Here is a 17503-nt window from a genome sequence, read left to right on the forward strand (position 1 = left end):
AGCAAAATGGATCATAAAAAGAAAACTGCCAGAAACCTGTCCACGGCCTGCCTGTTCGGCGGGCTGGCGATGTGGACAATGAGCGTTCACGCTGCGGACAGCAATAATCCGGCGCTAAAAGCGCTGTTTGACCAGGCTAACTACTGGCACGAAAAGTCGCACGACGACCTTGCCATGGAGTCGCTGAAAAAGGTGCTGATGGTCGACGCCAACAACACCCAGGCGCTGTATTTAATGGCGCTCTGGGCGCAGCAGGCGGGCGATCTTAAGGGCGCCGCGCAGTGGCGCGAACGGCTGTCTTCGGTATCCCCGCAGGACGCCAATTTACAGGCGCTCGATAACGCAAAGCAGATGCAGCAGGTGCCGCGCGGACAGCTTGAGCTGGCCCGCCAGCAGGCGCGCAGCGGTAACGTTCCTGCAGCCCTCGCCACCTGGCATTCGCTGTTTAACGGCGACCAGCCGCCGCCAAGCCTGGCCCCGGAATACTACCTGACGATGGCGGGCGACAAGTCGCTGTATCCCCAGGCCGTCAGCGGCCTGCGCCAGCTCACCGCGCAATATCCGCAGGACAATAACGCCCGCATCGCGCTGGGCAAGGTGCTGACCTATCAGGAAAGCTCGCGTCGGGAAGGCATCGATCTGCTGCAAAGCATGGCCAGCGGCAGCCAGGAGGCGGATAGATCTCTGCGCCAGGCGCTGCTGTGGCTCGGGCCGCAGGCGGGGGACGACCAGTATTACCTGACCTTCCTGCAGCGCCATCCGAAGGACGCCGCGGTGCAGGATTATTTCCGTAAAAGCATCGGCGGCGCCGCGAAAGGGGAAGGTTTTACCGCCCTGAACAGCGGCAATACCGATGCGGCGCGCAGCCAGTTTGAGCAGGTTCTGCAGACCAACCCGGAAGACGCGGATGCGCTGGCGGGGATGGGCTATGTGGCGCTTCGCAAAGGTGATTACGCTGCCGGGGCGCAGTATTTAAACCGCGCGGCGGCCCAGGGCGGAGCTGATTCCGCCGAGCGCAAGCAGCAGGCCGCCGATGCGGAGTTTTACGGACAGCTCGCCAGCGCGCAGGCCGCTTTTAAGCAGGGCAACATCAGCCAGGCGCTGGCGCTGAGCGCACCGCTGGCGCAGCAAGGCGGCGCGCAAGGCGCGTCCGCCAAACTGTTTCGCGCCGACGTGCAGCGCCACAACAAAGACTACACCGCTGCCGAGCAGACGCTGCGTGGCGTATTAAACGACCAGCCTGACAACGCGTCCGCGCGTGAAAACCTCTACTACGTTTTGCGCGAGCAGAACAAAACGGCAGAAGCGCAGGCGATACTACAAACGCTGCCGGCCAGCCTGCAGGCGAAGCTCGCGCCGCGGGTGTCGGGCGGCAATCCTGGCGATCCGCTGCGCCGTCAGGCGCAGCAGGCGGCGGCCAATGGCGATCCCCAGCAGGCTATCGCCCTCCTGCAGCGCGGCGTGGCGCAGTATCCCTCGGACCCGTGGCTGCGTCTGGACTTAGCGCGCAATCTGCAAAAACAGGGGCGCAGCGCCGAAGCCGCGAACGTGATGTCGCCGTCTTTTCGCCCTAATGCCAGCAATACCGAGCTGTATGCCGCGGCGCTGTTCGCCAGCGAAAACAACGCCTGGCAGCAGTCGCAAACGCTGCTGTCGCGTATTCCGGCCTCCGGCCAGAACGCCGACATGCGCGAGCTTTCCCGGCGCGTGAATTACAACCTGCAAATGACGGTCGCCGAGCGTTATCTGGCGCAGGGCGACACCGCCGCCGCCGCCAATACGCTTAAAGCGCTGGCGGTTCGTCCTCCGGAAAGCCCGGCGGACGCCGGTAAACTGGCGCGTATGCTGGCGCAAAGCGGCGACTTAAACTCCGCCGTTGCCATCGTGCGCGAAAACATGCGCCGCGGCGTGCAGGGCAGCGCCGGGGACTATGCCGATCAGGTCACCGTGCTAAACCAGGCCGGGTTGGGCAGCGAGGCGCAGGCGTGGCTTGCCAGCCCGGAACTGCAGTCGCGCAGCACCACCACGCAGCTGGCGAGCCTTCGCAACGGCTATGTGATTAACGAGGCGGACCAGCTTCGTACCCAGGGCAACTATGCGGCGGCTTACGACAAGCTGATCCGCGCGATGCAAAGCGACCCGCAAAATACCGATCTGATGTTTGCCATGGCGCGGCTGTACCAGTCCGGCAAGATGAACAAAGAAGCAGGCGTGGTCTACGACTACCTGATGACGCGTGACACGCCGCAGCAGGACGCGCGTGCAGGCGCTATCGACGTGGCGCTCGCCAGCAACGACGTGGAAAAAGCGAAGCAGCTGACCGCGGGCCTGCATAACGATGCCACTCCGCAACGCCTGCTGCTGCTGGCGCGCGTGTCGGAAGCCGAGGGCAATCACCAGCAGGCGATGAGCTATCTGCGCACCGCGCGCGGCAAGCTGCTTGGCCTGCAGGGAACCGGCGGCGAAACGGCGCCGATGCTTGGCGGCCTGGCCTTAGCGGATAACCCGTTCGTGGGGACTTCCAGCCGCAGCGCCCAGCCAACCTCCGCCTCGCTGTATGGCCAGGCGATGCCGTGGCAGGAAGCGCAGCTGGCGCGCAATCCGCAGACCGCTCCTCCGGGCACGACGCGTACCGATCTGCCGGTGGAAAGCGCGCAGGCCGGCACGCTGCGGCAGGTCGATAACATGATGGAACAGCTGACCGACAAAACCGCCACCTGGGCGCGCGGCGCGGTATCCGTACGTGGGCGGGACGGCGAAAGCGGCCTGAGCAAGCTCACCGAGATTAAGTCGCCGCTGCAGTGGTCCACGGTGCCCTTTGGCGATTCGCGACTTGATATCAACGTCACGCCGGTCAGCCTGAACGCGGGAAGCTCTTCTGAAGAGTCCAGCCGCCGCTTCGGCAGCGGGGCGCTGATTCAGGGAGCGGTAGGCGAAGATCTGTATAACGCTTCAACCACCACGCCGAAAACGCGCACCGACGTCGATAAAATCAAGGTGCCGTCGCAGGGCTCGCAAAATACTTCCGGCGTGGAAGTGGGCATGGCGCTGACCGGCGACCAGTACAAGATTGACGTTGGCTCAACGCCGCTGGGCGCGGATCTCAATACCGTTGTCGGCGGCGTGCAGTGGTCGCCGCAGCTGACGGATTACCTGAAGCTGATATTGACCGGCGAGCGTCGCGCCGTGATGGACAGCCTGCTGTCTTACGTCGGCGTGGAAGATAAATACAGCGGTAAAAAATGGGGCCAGGTGACGAAGAACGGCGGCAGCGCGCAGCTCAGCTATGACAACGGCGACGCCGGTTTCTACGCCGGCTTCGGGCTGTATAACTATCTGGGCGAGAACGTGCCGAGCAACAGCAGCGTTAACGGGTCGGCGGGCGTGTATCTGCGTCCGTTCTACTCAGACGATCGCGAGCTGAAAACCGGCATCAGCATGAGCTACATGAACTTCTCCAAAAACCTGAGCTACTTCAGCTACGGCCAGGGCGGCTACTTCAGCCCGCAGGATTACGTCAGCGTCTCCTTCCCGGTGGACTACAGCCAGAAGTTCGACAGCTGGAAGCTGGGCGTGGGCGCCTCTTTGGGCTATCAGTCCTACACTCAGGACGAAAGCCCGTACTTCCCCGGCGATGCGGCAATGCAGTCGCAGCTTGAAAACTACGTTGCTAACGGCTTCGCCAAAGAGGCCCTACTACAGCGGCGGCAGCGAAAATGGCCTGGGCTATAATCTGCGCGCGTCCGCCGACTATAAAATTAACAAAGACATGACCATGGGTGGCCAGGTCGGTTACGACACCTTTGGCGATTACAACGAAAGTACCGCGCAGCTCTACTTCCGTTACCTGCTGGGGAACAAATAATGAATGACCAACAGCTTCTGAACTACTTCCAGAACCAGCAGGCGCAGCCGGGCTGGTTCTCGCTGATTCACATTATGATTGATAGCATGGTGACCAACGTCGGCGAGGCGCAGAGCCGGCCTTTCCTGGTGCAGATGGGCGATACGCTGGGCGCGCGTTTCCCGCTGCAGCTGGCGCGTACCGTGGGCGAGCTTGAAGCGATGATAAATGTTCAGCTGGCCGCCTTTAACTGGGGCTATATTGATATCGAGGCCAGCGAAACGGCTATGCGCATTTGCCATATGGCGCTGCCCGTGCCTGCGGATGAAGCGCAGCAGAGCGCCTGGAATCACGCGTTCAGCGCGGTGCTCGAAGGGCTCTATGCCCGCTGGCTGCGCGATCAGGGCGGGAAATCTCATGTTTCGCTGTGGCGCGAGGCCTCGCCCGCCGCCACGGTGATCCATTTCAGATATCAGAACAGCAGACAGGGGTGAGACATGTGGCAGCGATGCAAAATGCTGATGGTGGCCGTCATGGCGCTGGTTATCAGCCAGCAGGCGCTGGCGGGGCCGGCGTGGGACAGCTACAAAGCCCGGTTTTTGATGGCGGACGGCCGCATTATCGACACCGGCAATAACAGCGTCAGCCACACCGAAGGCCAGGGCTTCGCCATGATGATGGCGGTAAGAAATAACGACCGCGCAGGCTTCGACAAAATCTGGCGCTGGACGGAAAAAAACCTTAAGAACCCGGACAACGGCCTGTTCTACTGGCGCTATAACCCGGTATCGGCAGATCCTATTGCCGATAAAAACAACGCGACGGACGGCGATACCTTTATCGCCTGGGCGCTGCTGAAGGCCGGCGAAAGCTGGCATGATGACGGCTATCTGCAGGCTTCGGATAGCATCGTTAAGGCGCTGGTGGAGCATAACGTCATCAGCTTTGGCGGCTATCGCGTCATGCTGCCGGGCGCGAAAGGCTTTAACCTCAACAGCTATGTGAACCTCAACCCCTCCTACTTCGTCTTTCCTGCCTGGCAGGACTTCGCCAACCGTAGCCATTTAATGGTATGGCAGGAGCTGATTAACGACGGACAAAAGCTACTGGGCAAAATGCGGTTCGGTAATACGCAGCTGCCTGCCGACTGGGTTTCGCTGTATGCAGACGGACACGTGGCGCCGGCGAAAGAGTGGCCGGCGCGCTTTAGCTACGACGCGATTCGCGTTCCGCTTTACGTGAAGTGGTTCAATCCGACAAGCCCGCTGCTGGAGCCTTTTAAAGCCTGGTGGGGACGCTTTGCCCGCGGCCAAACGCCGGCCTGGGTTAATATCACCACTAACGATCCCGCTGCGTACATGATGGACGGCGGCCTGCTGGCGGTAAGAGATTTAGTCCTGGGCGACCCCGCCGCGGGCCAGCCGCAAATTACCGCGCAGGAAGATTACTATTCCGCGAGCCTGAAAATGCTGGCGGGTTTGGCCGCGCGCTAGCTCGCCGGGCCCGTAGCTCTTTCTCAGAAAAGGGCTACGGGCCTTTCTGACAAATTTCTTCCAGCTTTATCTCCTTTTCGGCAATAGCCTGCGCCGGCGCGCCGGCTCCGGGCTGCGCTATTGTTCACCGTCAGAAACAGTGAAATCGAATTTAACGGGTTTATCGCCCCTCCCGCTCTGCGTAGATTGTGATCTCTGTCACTTTCGCGCCCGGTGCGCGGATCGCGCTTCCACCTGAGATGAGCGTTACTATGCTGAATAATAAAGATAAACCTGCAATAACATCCTGGCTGGCGGTTTTTTCCCTGACCGTTGCCTGCTTCGTGATGGTGACCACCGAGTTTCTGCCCATCGGGCTGCTGACGAATATTGCGCCTTCGCTGGGCGTAAGCACGGGGACGGCGGGGCTGATGGTGACCACGCCGGGCATCGTTGCGGCGGTTGCCGCACCCGTGCTGAGCCTGATTTCCGGCCGTCTGGACAGGCGCCTGCTGATGATTGGCCTTTCCGCCCTGCTGGTTATCTCTAACCTGGTTTCCGCCCTCGCCGTCAACTTCCCTTTGATGCTGCTGGGCAGGGTGATGCTTGGGATTTGCGTGGGCGGCTTCTGGTCCTTTTCCATGAACTACGGGCGTCACCTGGTGCCGGAGGCAAGCCAGGGGCGCGCCGTGGCGTTGATTATCAGCGGCGTTTCCGTGGGCGCGGTTTGCGGCGTGCCTGCGGGAGCGCTGATTGGCGACCTGTTCGGCTGGCGCGCTGCGTTCTTCGGCAGCGCAGCTTTGGCCGTTGGCGTCTTCGCAGCCCAGCTGCGTTTGTTGACGCCGGTGCCGCCGAGCCGCCCGGTTACGCCGCAGGATTTGCTGCTGCCGTTCCGCCTGCCGATGGCGCGCATTGGGCTGATCGCTATCGTGCTGCTGTTTATCGGCCATTTCGCGGCCTATACCTATCTGCGGCCTCTTCTGCAACAGGTGTTCGTGCTAAGCCCTTCGGCGATTTCCTTGCAGCTGCTGGCGTACGGTGCGGTAGGCGCCTGCTGGGAACCTTCGCCGGGGAACGCCTGGCGGAGCACAGCCTGCGCGCCACGTTTATTCTGGTAGCCGCCATGCTGGCGGGCATTTTAATTGTTTCGCCTCTGCTAAGCGGCCTGGCCGGCGCTACGCTGATGGTGCTGGTCTGGGGCCTGGCCTTTGGTGCGGTGCCGGTGTGCGCCACTAACTGGATGTTTGCCGCCGTGCCGCAGGCTCCCGAAGCCGGGCAGGCGCTGTTAGTGTGCGTCATTCAGATTGCCCTGGCCTCTGGCGCCCTGCTGGGCGGGGAAGTCGTGGACTGGCAGGGCGTGAGCAGCGCGATGCTGTTTGGCGGGGCGCTGATCCTGTCCGCCGCGATGGTGTTCGGCCTCTCCTTGCGCACCAGCCTGATAAGCGCTAAACAGTCATAACCATTATTTCCGCCTGTAAACAGTCTCCGGCTGCTGCCGGAGACCGTCACCGAGAACGCTATGGATCACCATTTACTGGCTATTCGCGTCTTTAACCGCGTCGTGGAAACCGGCGGTTTTACCCGCGCGGCGGATTCGCTGAGGATGCCGAAGGCGACCGTCACCAAACTGATTCAGAACCTGGAAGACCATCTGCAAACCAAGCTCTTTCAGCGCACCACGCGCAGCGTGTCGGTGACGCCGGAAGGGGAGTGCTATTACCGGCGCACGGTAAAATGGCTGGCCGATCTTGAGCAGATGGAGGGCTGCATGACCGAATCGCAAAGCGCTCCGCAGGGCGTTTTGCGCGTTGACGTCGGCGGCGGAACCGCAAGAAATGTTTTGCTACCGGCTCTGGGCGAATTTCTGGAACATTATCCGCAAATCCAGATAGATCTTGGCGTGAGCGACCGCAACATCGATTTGATCAGCGACAGCGCGGACTGCGTGATCCGCAGCGGCCCGCTGGCGGATTCGACGCTGATTGCGCGCCGTTTATTCGCGCTGCAGTGGGTAACCTGCGCTTCTCCCGGCTATTTGTCCCATTACGGCACGCCCAAACATCCTGCTGAACTGGAGCAGGGATTTCCTCTTACCCATTATCGTCACGCGGTAAACGATCGCGTCCTGCCGCTGCGGTTCGTCGACTGCGGCAAAACGATTGAGCTGCTTCATCGCTATAAGGTCAGCGTAAACGAAGGAAACGCTCTGCTGGCAGCCGCCCGGTCCGGGCTGGGCATTATCCAGACGCTACGATTTATGGCGGAGCCGTACCTGCAAAGCGGGGAGCTGGTTAGCGTGTTGGGCGACTGGCAGCCGCCTGCGGAACATATGTTTCTGGTGTACCCGTCAAACCGGCATCTGAATGCCAGGCTGCGGGTATTTATTGAGTGGGCGGTTGCGCGGTTTGGGTAAAGCGAAGATGGGTGAGAGCGAACCCTCACCCACTACGCGGGTTTATTGCGGGTAAGGCACCCAGTCGCCGCCGTTAAGGCGTACGTAAGGTTTGTCCTGATAGCGGATGACAATCGCGTTCGAGTTCTCGGATACCGCGGCGGTTTGCGGCAGGTTTTTCGTCAGCGCGTCCCAGTCGACGTGGTCGGCGACAAAGTTCTTTCCGTCAACCGACCGGGCAACCAGTTCAGAAACCGCCAGCATGCTGCTCGGCTGGTTGATTTCGATAGCTTCGCCGTTGTGCGCAGCCTTCATGCCGAAGAATTTCACCCCGGCCGGAACGTGGGTGATGGACGGGCTTGGAATGTCCCGCAGCCCGGAAACCTGCATTTTATCGCCTTTTAGCGCCGCGCCGTGTTCAGGCACGATAACCACCATCACCTTACGGCCGGATTTATCCAGCTGGGTAAGAAACGCGTCCAGCTCATCAAACAGTTTCTGGGCGCGAGCTTTGTAGTCGGCCGTTTTGCTGTTGCCGGGATAATGGTTGCCGTCGTGCAGCGGCAGGAGGTTGAAAAAGGTGGCGCTGCGCGTGTTTGGCTCGCGGCCTTCGCCTTCCATCCAGCGGTTCAGCACGGCCGTGTCGTCATATACCGGCGAGTTGTCAAACGACAGCAGACCCGCGGGCAGCCCCGCCTGATTCATCAGCGGCGCCTGCATGCCGCCGTCTTCGCGGACCTCCTTAAGGAAATCGCCAAATACGCCGTTGTGATCCAACATCAGGTGCTGGCTAAAGCCAAGTTTCGCCAGGTTTTCAAACAGGTAGCACTGTTTTCCCGCGGGCTGGTAGAGGTCTTTATGGGACGGCTGTCCGCAGCTTGCGCGCAGCAGGCGAATCGCTGCCGGGCCGCTGTAGGATGTCGCGGAGTTAAAGTTTTTGAACAGAATATCAAAGTGCTTCCACAGCGGGTGCGCGCTTAGCCCTGCCGATTCAATATCGTCCCAGGAGAGGGAGCAGATATTGATAACCAGCAGCTCAAACGGCTGGGCGTCGGCGGGAAGCGTCGTCGGGAAGGTGGTGGCGCGTTTGGCTTCGCTCGCATAGAAGTTGTTCAGCCAGGCCGTCAGATTTTGCGTGGTTGGCGGCGCCGTCTGGGCGGGAATATCGCCCGGAACAGGCGCCACGGCGGCGCCGGTTTGGGCTACGGTTGCCGTAGCTCCGGCCGTTGCCGCAGCAGGCGCTTCGCCGCCGGCCGGGAAAAGCGAGATCGCCGGGCCGGCAAGAGTGAGCACGTTCAGCCAGACGAGCGCGCCGACCACAAACACCGTGATGCGTATCCACTGGGAAAAGAACAGCCAGGCCACCAGCAGCACGAAGGCGGCGCCCACCATCTGCCAGTTGATAAAGCGCGTCACTAAATCGATAACGTAATCCGGGCTGAAGCCCGCAATCTGCGAGCCCTGGCTCATAATGCTTTCAGGGCCGGGCAGCCAGGTGTCGTGCCAGAACAGGCCAATCCCGACCGGGAGCGCAACCCAGTTGCGCAGGCGGTGGAGCTTCAGGCCGGGCGCCGGCAGCAGCAGGAAGGCGACAAACACCAGGTTTGCCAGCGGATGAAAGTTCAGATAGCCGGTCCACAGCAGGCCGAGTTTCAGCAGGAAGTAGTAGTTCCAGCCGCCCAGGCCGCGCCAGTTTTGCCACAAAGGGGCCTGCAACGATCCCGCCTTCGCTTGATTAGTCATGTTGTTGGTCTGTCCTGACAGAAGATCGGCGCAGCGTCCCGGCCGATTTTACGTAGCGTGGTTTTAAAAACAGAAGTCGAATAAGCGCTGCCAGGCGCGGCAGCCAGCGGTGCGCAAAGTAACCCAGCGGCATAAATATTACCGCGCACAGCGCCACCAGCTGCATGATGTCGGTGAGGTTCATCATTATTTTGCTTGCTCCGGGTTTAACGCTTTTAGCAGGGTAACCGGCGCAGGAACGCGGCGCGCCGCTCCACCGCCGGGCTTCGCACTGCGCGCCTCGTTGATTTCAACGGAGACGGCCAGGGGTTTGGTCCATTTCTCCGGGGTCATCGCCTTCATCTGTACGATTTCAGCGGCAATCTGATTATCTTCATACCACACCATGCGGTTAGAGAAGATATCGCCCACCGGCAGCGGAAAGATATGGTTCAGCGCGGTGTCGAGATCGTTGATTCGGCAAAAAGATAAAAACAAGGTGAGGCGATTTTCGCTGATGGTGACGATATCACCCAGGCGGTGGGTGTGGCACAGCGTTAACGCCTGCTCGACCCGCAGGCCAGGCACGGGTCGCAGGGCAACCATCACCCCTTTGCCGTCCTGCGGCAGCAGCGTGTTGTTCATCAGCGTGGAAATCGCGCTGCAAAATTCGTCCCAGGGCTGATAGCCGCGCCGTTTCAGCGGCTGCATCTGGTCGATAAGGACGTTGATGTCTTTCGGCACGTGGCGGCTGAACTGCGTGCCCTGCACGCTTTCGATCATCGTCAGGCTACGGGAAAGCGGGGCGTTCCACGGTACGATCAGCGTCGCGCCGCAGCCGAGCAGCAGGCGTTCATCCGTCGCGCGCAGGCTGGCGGTGTTTTCACGAACGATAATTTTCAGGGCGCTGCCGCGCTGGCGGCGCAGCGCGTGAATCTGCCGCGCTATGCCGTCAATTTGATTATTTTTGGATAAAGAGAAGATCACCGTTGCGGCCTGCGCGGTGCGGGCGGCTTCAAAAAGCGCCTCGTTTGAATCGAACGTCTGCCAGTATTCAGACAGCGGCGGAGCGCCTTCCAGAATGGAGATATGGCTTAGCACCTGCTTTTCGTCGCTGCGCGGCTGCAGCACGGTTTCGGTGGATTCAACGAGCTGCCAGCCTTCGTTTACCCGGTTCAGCTGCAGCTGTTGCCGCGCGCTGACGCCCTTTTCATTAAACCAGAATGCGACGTCGTAGCGGTGGCTATCGCCCTCATAGCGCAGGCTCGCCAGGCCGCTTAGTGATTGATATTCACTGACTAATAATGACCTTTGTTTATCGCTATTATTTCCGGGATTAATGAACAGCAGGCTGCATTTATAGCGCCGAACCCATTTGTTAATGCCATGTAGCCATTTGTGTAATTCTTCAGCGGATATATTCTCCCAGGTATTATCAGCGGCCAGCAATATAAAAAAATAATGCTCAGGATTAATGCTACACATTAAATCGCGCGGCAAAAAATTTAGACTATTTTTTGATATCGGCATGCTAAATAAGCGAATTTTTTCCGGGCCGCGATCGCCGTCCAGGTTGACGATGTTTTTGGGGTCCGCGCCCATGGTAATCACGGCGGTTTTTGTCCGGCCCTCTTGCGCAGCAATGGTTTGATTTAAAAGAGTTATTGCGTCTTCTCGCCGGTCGGCGTTCAGCCACCAGACGCCACCGGCGGGCATATGCTGCAGTTCGTCCCACAATGAACGGATGCCCACCGAAAATATGGGTTCCATGGCGTCCCCTTGGTGATAAATTAGTATGTATGTCAGTTTACTAGCGAAAGGCAGGAAATAAACCTAACATTGAAAATAAACAGCATCGGTTTTAGCATTGTAAAACAAATTTCGTTCTCCGAACATTTGCCTGCACCTCCTGCGCGGAGAGCGGCTAAGGAACGTGACCATAATGCACGAAAAAGACGCTGAAAATGTGCCGGAAAACCAGCTTGTTTACGCTTTCCAGAATGATTTTTTAGCACTCAGCAAAGCATTTTCGCTGCCGGAAATAAATTATACCGATATCTCACAGCGGGAGCAGATGGCGGACGCCTTAAGGCGCTGGCCGTTACTGGCGGAATTAACGCAACAATAGGGAGTAGGGCCTGATGGCGATCATTGGGTTACAGGGGGTGCGTGGCGGCGTAGGAACCACCTCTGTCACCGCAGCGCTTGGATGGGCTTTGCAACGGCTGGGTGAGACGGTGCTGGTGGTGGACGCTTCGCCAGATAATTTACTGCGCCTGCATTTCAATATCGATTTTGCCCAGGGCGGCGGCTGGGCGCGGGCGCTGCTGGATAACCGCAGCTGGCGCGACGCCGGCTGGCAATACACGACGCATCTGGACGTGCTGCCTTTCGGCAGGTTGCTGCCCGCAGAGCGCGAAATGCCCTCCTCCTTTGCAGCGGCCCTCGGGCATTTCAGCTCATCGCTTGAAGAACTCAAATCCAGCGGCCGCTATCAGTGGATACTGGTTGATTTACCGTACGGCTATGACCTCCTCACGCGCAGGCTGCTCGGCCAGATCGATAACGTGCTGACCCTGGTCACGCCGGACACCAACTGCCATACGCGCCTGCACCAGCAAACGCTGCCTTCGCCGTCGCACGTCCTGGTGAACGCTCTGCTGGTGGCAAGCCAGCTGCAGGACGATATTTATCAGCTCTGGCTGCAAAGCCAGCGCAGCATGCTTCCCATCGTTATTCATCGGGATGAAGCCTTTGCCGAGGCGTCGGCTATGAAGCAGCCGCTTGGGGAATATCTTCCGGGTTCTCTTGCAGCGCAGGAGGTTATGACGCTCGCCAACTGGTGCCTGCTGAACTTCGCGAAAGGCGGGAAAAATACGAGCGATGATTCGGGTACAGGCGCATGATAAGCCTTGCGAACTGGCTGCTGATGCCCGCTGCAAGCCGGCGGCTTAGCGAACGCTACCGCACGTTTCGCCGCAGCGGTACGCCGCCTTTTAGCGCCGTACTCGGATGCCTGTGGTTTATTCTGGCGTGGATGCTGCTGCCGCTGGAAAATCCGCGCTGGACGCAAATCCGCTCTCAGCACGCGCGGCTTTATCCGCATATCAACCTGAATCGCCCCCGTCCGCTGGACGCCCTGCGGTATCTACTCCAGAGTCTTTGGCTGCTGATACGCAGGCCGGAGAAAAATGCGTCCCTCCGGTCGGGCTTTAAGTCGCTGGACAGAATGCGGCTCTGGCGGGCGGGCTGGTACGGCTGGCTCGATAAGCTGCCCGAACGCATCAGCGAACGAACCCGCCATCTTGACGACGAAAAAGAGCCCGGCCGCCTCAGCGAGGGCCCTGCGCAGAATCATCCTCGGGGTTATCGTGGTGTTCTCGGGCATTCTGGCGCTGCTGTGTATTACCCAGCCGTTTAACCCGCTGGCGCAGTTTATCTTCCTGCTGCTGCTGTGGGGCGTGGCGCTGCTGGTGCGGCGCCTGCCCGGCCGCTTCGCCGCGCTGATGATGATTGTGCTTTCGCTTACCGTCTCCTGCCGCTATATGTGGTGGCGCTATACCTCGACGCTGAACTGGAACGATCCGGTGAGCCTGGCGTGCGGCCTGATTTTGCTGTTTGCTGAAACCTATGCCTGGCTGGTGCTGGTGATGGGGTATTTCCAGGTTATCTGGCCGCTTAACCGCCAGCCGGTCCCGATGCCGAAGGACACTAACGCCTGGCCGACGGTAGATATCTTTGTGCCGACCTACAACGAAGATCTGAGCGTGGTGAAAAGCACGATTTACGCCTCTCTTGGCATCGACTGGCCGAAAGACAAGCTCAGCATCTGGATTCTGGACGATGGCGGACGCGACGAGTTCCGCCGGTTTGCCGACCAGGTTGGGGTTAAGTACATCGCGCGCGCCACGCACGAACACGCCAAGGCCGGGAACATCAACAATGCGCTGCAATACGCCGCCGGCGAATTTGTGGCGATTTTCGACTGCGACCACGTGCCGACGCGCTCTTTCCTCCAGCTGACCATGGGCTGGTTCTTCAAAGAGAAGCGGCTGGCGATGATGCAGACGCCGCACCACTTCTTCTCGCCGGATCCGTTCGAACGCAACCTGGGGCGGTTTCGCAAAACGCCTAACGAGGGGACGTTGTTCTACGGCCTGGTGCAGGACGGGAATGACATGTGGGACGCCACTTTCTTCTGCGGCTCGTGCGCGGTGATTCGCCGGGAGCCGCTTGATGCTATTGGCGGCATTGCGGTCGAAACGGTGACGGAAGACGCGCACACGTCTTTACGCCTGCACCGGCGCGGCTGGTCATCCGCCTACCTGCGCATTCCCCAGGCCGCCGGGCTGGCGACAGAAAGCCTGTCGGCGCATATCGGGCAGCGTATTCGCTGGGCGCGCGGCATGACGCAGATTTTCCGTCTGGACAACCCGCTGTTCGGCAAGGGGCTCAAATTTGCCCAGCGCCTGTGCTATGCCAACGCCATGTTCCACTTCCTGTCCGGCATTCCGCGCCTGATCTTCCTCACCGCGCCGCTGGCGTTTTTGCTGCTGCACGCCTATATCATTTACGCCCCGGCGCTGATGATTGCGCTGTTCGTTCTGCCGCATATGATCCACGCAAGCCTCACCAACTCGAAGATTCAGGGGAAATATCGCCACTCCTTCTGGAGCGAAATCTACGAAACGGTGCTGGCCTGGTACATCGCCCTGCCGACGCTGGTGGCGTTGTTTAATCCGCACAAGGGCAAGTTCAACGTCACGGCGAAGGGCGGGCTGGTCGAAAACGACTACGTCGACTGGGTTATCACCAAACCGTATTTGTGGCTGGTGATACTTAACCTGCTGGGCGTGGTTTTCGGCGCCTGGCGATTCTTCTATGGGCCGGGAAACGAAGCGCTGACGGTGGTGGTCAGCCTGATCTGGGTCTTCTACAACCTGATTATTCTCGGCGGGGCCGTCGCGGTTTCCGTAGAAAGTAAACAGGTCCGCCGTGCGCACCGCGTTGAAATCGCGATGCCCGCGGCTATCGCCCGGCAAGACGGCCATCTCTTCCCCTGCACCGTGCGTGACTACTCTGACGGCGGCGTAGGGATCCAGATTCATGGCCCGGCAAACGTGCTGGAAGGGCAAAAAGTGAACCTGCTGCTTAAACGCGGGCGGCAGGAGTTCTTTTTCCCGGCGCAGGTGGTGCGCGTCTTCGGCACCGAAGTGGGGTTACAGCTCGCGCAGATGTCCACCCGGCAGCATATCGATTTTATTCAGTGTACTTTTGCCCGGGCGGATACCTGGGCGCTCTGGCAGGACAGTTTCCCGGAAGATAAGCCCCTGGAAAGCCTGCTCGATATCCTCAGGCTGGGTTTCCGGGGCTACCGGCATCTGGCGGAGTTTGCGCCTGCGTCGCTGAAATTTATTTTCCACTCCGTTACGGCGCTGGTGGACTGGATTGTGTCGTTTATTCCGCGTAGCCCGGTGGGAATCCGGGCGGAACAGCGGACCGTGTCTGCACTGGCTCAACAATGATGAAAACGCGATGAAAAGAAAAATATCCTGGTTTTGCGCGGCGGCACTGGGCCTTAATGCTCTGCCGATGATGATGGCGAACGCTGCGGAGGGGGTTGCGCCAGAAGAGCCTGCGGCGACGGCCACGCCCGTGCCCACGCCTGAAGCGGCGGCGCCTGTAACGACAGTTTCTCCTGCAGCGGCCACGCCACCTGCGGCAGGTGCTGTCCCCGCGGATGAGGGGCTGGCGGGAGCCGCGCCGATCGCTGCCGGGAATATTCCGTCCAGAGACGTGAAGCTCAGCTTCGCTCAGATTGCCCCGCCTCCGGGCAGCATGGTGCTGCGCGGCATCAATCCGACCGGTTCGGTTGAGTTTGGCATGCGCAGCGATGAGCTTGTCTCTAAAGCGATGCTTAACCTGGAATACACGCCGTCGCCTTCGTTGCTGCCGGTACAGTCGCAGCTGAAGGTTTATCTCAACGATGAGCTGATGGGCGCGCTGCCGGTGACGAAAGAGCAGCTGGGCAAAAAAACGTTCGCCCAGCTGCCGATTGACCCGCTGTACATCACGGACTTTAACCGCGTGCGCCTTGAATTTGTCGGGCACTATCGCGACGTTTGTGAAAACCCGGCGAACTCCACGCTGTGGATGGACATTGGCCGCAGCAGCTCGCTGGCGCTGACCTACCAGAGCCTGCAGGTGCAAAACGATCTGTCCCACTTCCCGATCCCGTTCTTCGACAGCCGCGACGACCGCCCGCTGGTGCTGCCGATGGTCTTCGCCGCGGCGCCTGATCTTGAGCAGCAGCGCGCCGCGGGGATTATCGCCTCCTGGTTCGGGTCCCGCGCCGTCTGGCGCGGCCAGAAGTTCCCGGTGCTGTATAACCAGCTTCCTGACCGCAACGGCATCGTGTTCGCCACCAACGATAAGCGCCCGGATTTCCTGCGTGACCATCCGCCGGTGAAGGCCCCGACGGTGGAAATGATCGGCCATCCGGCTAACCCGTACGTGAAGCTGCTGGTGGTATTCGGCCGGGACGATAAAGATCTTATCCAGGCGGCAAAAGGCATCGCCCAGGGGAACGTGCTGTTTCGCGGCAACAGCGTCACCGTCGACGATGTTAAGCCGCTGCTGCCGCGTCAGCCTTACGACGCGCCGAACTGGGTACGAACCGACCGTCCGATAACCCTTGGCGAACTGAAAAGCTATGAGGAGCAGCTACAGTCCACCGGCCTTGAGCCCGCGTCGATTAACGTCACGCTGAACCTGCCGCCGGATCTCTACCTGATGCGCAGCAACGGCATCGATATGGATCTGAAATATCGCTATACCGCGCCGCCGCTCAAAGACAGCTCGCGGATGGATATCAGCCTGAACAATCAGTTCCTGCAGGCGTTTAATCTGCAGCCGAATGAAGAAAACAGCAAGCTGCTGCTGCGCCTGCCGGTTCTGCAAGGGCTGCTCGACGGTAAAAATAACGTGACCATTCCCGCGCTGCGTCTGGGGGCGGCGAACCAGCTGCGCTTTGACTTCTCGTATATGAACCCGATGCCGGGCGGCTCGATAGAAAACTGCATCACCTTCCAGCCGGTGCAGAACCACGTGGTTATCGAAGACGAATCGACCATCGATTTCTCCAGCTACTACCACTTCATTGCGATGCCCGATCTGCGTTCATTTGCTAACTCGGGCTTCCCGTTCAGCCGTATGGCGGATTTGTCGCAGACTATCGTGGTGGTGAATAAAGATCCGAAACCCGCCCAGGTTACCGCTTTGCTGGACGCGCTCGGCACGATTGGCGCGCAGACGGGCTTCCCGGCCGTTAACGTCAGGGTCACCAGTGACGGCGGCACGATTCAGGGTAAAGACGCCGATATCATGATAATCGGCACCCTTCCCGACAGCCTTAAAGATGACAAGCGCGTGGACCTGCTGGTTGAGGCGGTGAAAAGCTGGGTGAAAACGCCGGTGCGCCAGTCGGCTTTGCAAACCGTCATGGCGGATAAAAACGACCGCGTAGCGGATGTACAAACCACCATTTCATCGCCGGGCGCGATGGCCGCGGTCGTGGGCTTCCAGTCGCCTTATCACGATCAGCGCAGCGTTGTGGCGCTGCTGGCCGACAGCCCGCGCGGCTATGAGCTGCTCAATAACGCGCTGAACGACAGCGGTAAACGAGCGGCGATGTCCGGTTCGGTGGCGGTGATCCGCGAGTCGGGCGTGAACGGCATTCGCGTGGGGGATATCTATTACGTCGGCCATCTGCCGTGGTTCGAACGCGTCTGGTATGCGCTGTCTAACCACCCGGTGCTGCTGGCCTTGCTGGCGGCGGTGAGCGTGGTGCTGCTGGCCTGGGTGCTGTGGCGTATTCTGCGCATTTTGAGCCGTCGTCGCATTGACCCGGATGATGAGTAATCGCCCATGGCGGAGAGGATCGTCAAATACGGACCGCCGCCAGAACAGGTCTTTATCGAGACGGGCGCGCGCCAGCGGGTGCTGGTTAATCCTCCGCAAAATGACGCCGTTACAGCTATGTCTTAACGCTTTTGGTCCAGGGATGGGACCAGC

Annotated in this window: 9 protein-coding genes and 3 pseudogenes; 9 read left to right on the plus strand and 3 right to left on the minus strand. The window is 59.9% G+C overall.

Annotation, left to right across the window (positions count from 1 at the left end; genetic code table 11):
- The first annotated feature begins 6 nt into the window (after positions 1 to 6).
- The 5 genes and pseudogenes from WLO32_RS00770 to WLO32_RS00790 all read left to right on the plus strand — a co-directional run bounded on the left by WLO32_RS00770 (position 7) and on the right by WLO32_RS00790 (position 7729).
- Positions 7 to 3865, plus strand: a pseudogene (locus WLO32_RS00770) (cellulose synthase subunit BcsC-related outer membrane protein).
- Complete coding sequence (gene bcsD, locus WLO32_RS00775; protein ID WP_435946850.1) at positions 3865 to 4338, plus strand: cellulose biosynthesis protein BcsD; 474 nt, start codon at positions 3865 to 3867, stop codon at positions 4336 to 4338. Before WLO32_RS00770 ends, bcsD begins: the two are co-directional and overlap by 1 nt.
- Before the next feature lie 3 nt (positions 4339 to 4341).
- Positions 4342 to 5337: a glycosyl hydrolase family 8 gene (locus WLO32_RS00780; protein ID WP_435946851.1), complete on the plus strand. Its 996-nt coding sequence runs from the start codon at positions 4342 to 4344 to the stop codon at positions 5335 to 5337.
- Between the two features lie 251 nt (positions 5338 to 5588).
- Positions 5589 to 6775, plus strand: a pseudogene (locus WLO32_RS00785) (MFS transporter).
- Positions 6776 to 6835: 60 nt separating this feature from the next.
- Entirely contained in the window at positions 6836 to 7729 is an 894-nt protein-coding gene (locus tag WLO32_RS00790) for a LysR family transcriptional regulator (protein ID WP_435946852.1), read from the plus strand.
- Positions 7730 to 7771: 42 nt separating this feature from the next.
- Here WLO32_RS00790 and bcsG read toward each other — a convergent pair whose 3' ends face one another.
- From bcsG to bcsE, 3 genes are read right to left on the minus strand one after another with little or no spacing between them, the layout of a single operon-like run.
- Positions 7772 to 9451, minus strand: coding sequence for a cellulose biosynthesis protein BcsG (bcsG, locus tag WLO32_RS00795; protein WP_435946853.1), 1680 nt, complete (start codon positions 9449 to 9451; stop codon positions 7772 to 7774).
- On the minus strand, positions 9444 to 9635 hold the full coding sequence (gene bcsF / locus WLO32_RS00800; RefSeq protein ID WP_435948224.1) for a cellulose biosynthesis protein BcsF: 192 nt from the start codon (positions 9633 to 9635) through the stop codon (positions 9444 to 9446). Before bcsF ends, bcsG begins: the two co-directional genes overlap by 8 nt.
- 2 nt (positions 9636 to 9637) lie before the next feature.
- Positions 9638 to 11200, minus strand: coding sequence for a cellulose biosynthesis protein BcsE (bcsE, locus tag WLO32_RS00805; RefSeq protein WP_435946854.1), 1563 nt, complete (start codon positions 11198 to 11200; stop codon positions 9638 to 9640).
- A 172-nt stretch (positions 11201 to 11372) separates the two neighbouring features.
- Here bcsE and bcsR point away from each other — a divergent pair, with 172 nt between their 5' ends.
- The 4 genes and pseudogenes from bcsR to bcsB all read left to right on the plus strand — a co-directional run bounded on the left by bcsR (position 11373) and on the right by bcsB (position 17350).
- Positions 11373 to 11558, plus strand: coding sequence for a cellulose biosynthesis protein BcsR (gene bcsR / locus WLO32_RS00810; RefSeq protein WP_435946855.1), 186 nt, complete (start codon positions 11373 to 11375; stop codon positions 11556 to 11558).
- A 13-nt stretch (positions 11559 to 11571) separates the two neighbouring features.
- Positions 11572 to 12336 (plus strand): cellulose biosynthesis protein BcsQ, encoded by a 765-nt coding sequence (bcsQ, locus tag WLO32_RS00815; RefSeq protein WP_435946856.1) that lies wholly within the window; start codon positions 11572 to 11574, stop codon positions 12334 to 12336.
- Positions 12333 to 14955: pseudogene (gene bcsA, locus WLO32_RS00820) on the plus strand (UDP-forming cellulose synthase catalytic subunit). Before bcsQ ends, bcsA begins: the two are co-directional and overlap by 4 nt.
- A 10-nt stretch (positions 14956 to 14965) precedes the next feature.
- Complete coding sequence (gene bcsB, locus WLO32_RS00825) at positions 14966 to 17350, plus strand: cellulose biosynthesis cyclic di-GMP-binding regulatory protein BcsB (protein WP_435946857.1); 2385 nt, start codon at positions 14966 to 14968, stop codon at positions 17348 to 17350.
- Positions 17351 to 17503: the final 153 nt, after the last annotated feature.

It is taken from the genome of Dryocola mayonis (genome assembly GCF_051307045.1).
In the GTDB taxonomy this organism is placed as follows: domain Bacteria; phylum Pseudomonadota; class Gammaproteobacteria; order Enterobacterales; family Enterobacteriaceae; genus Dryocola.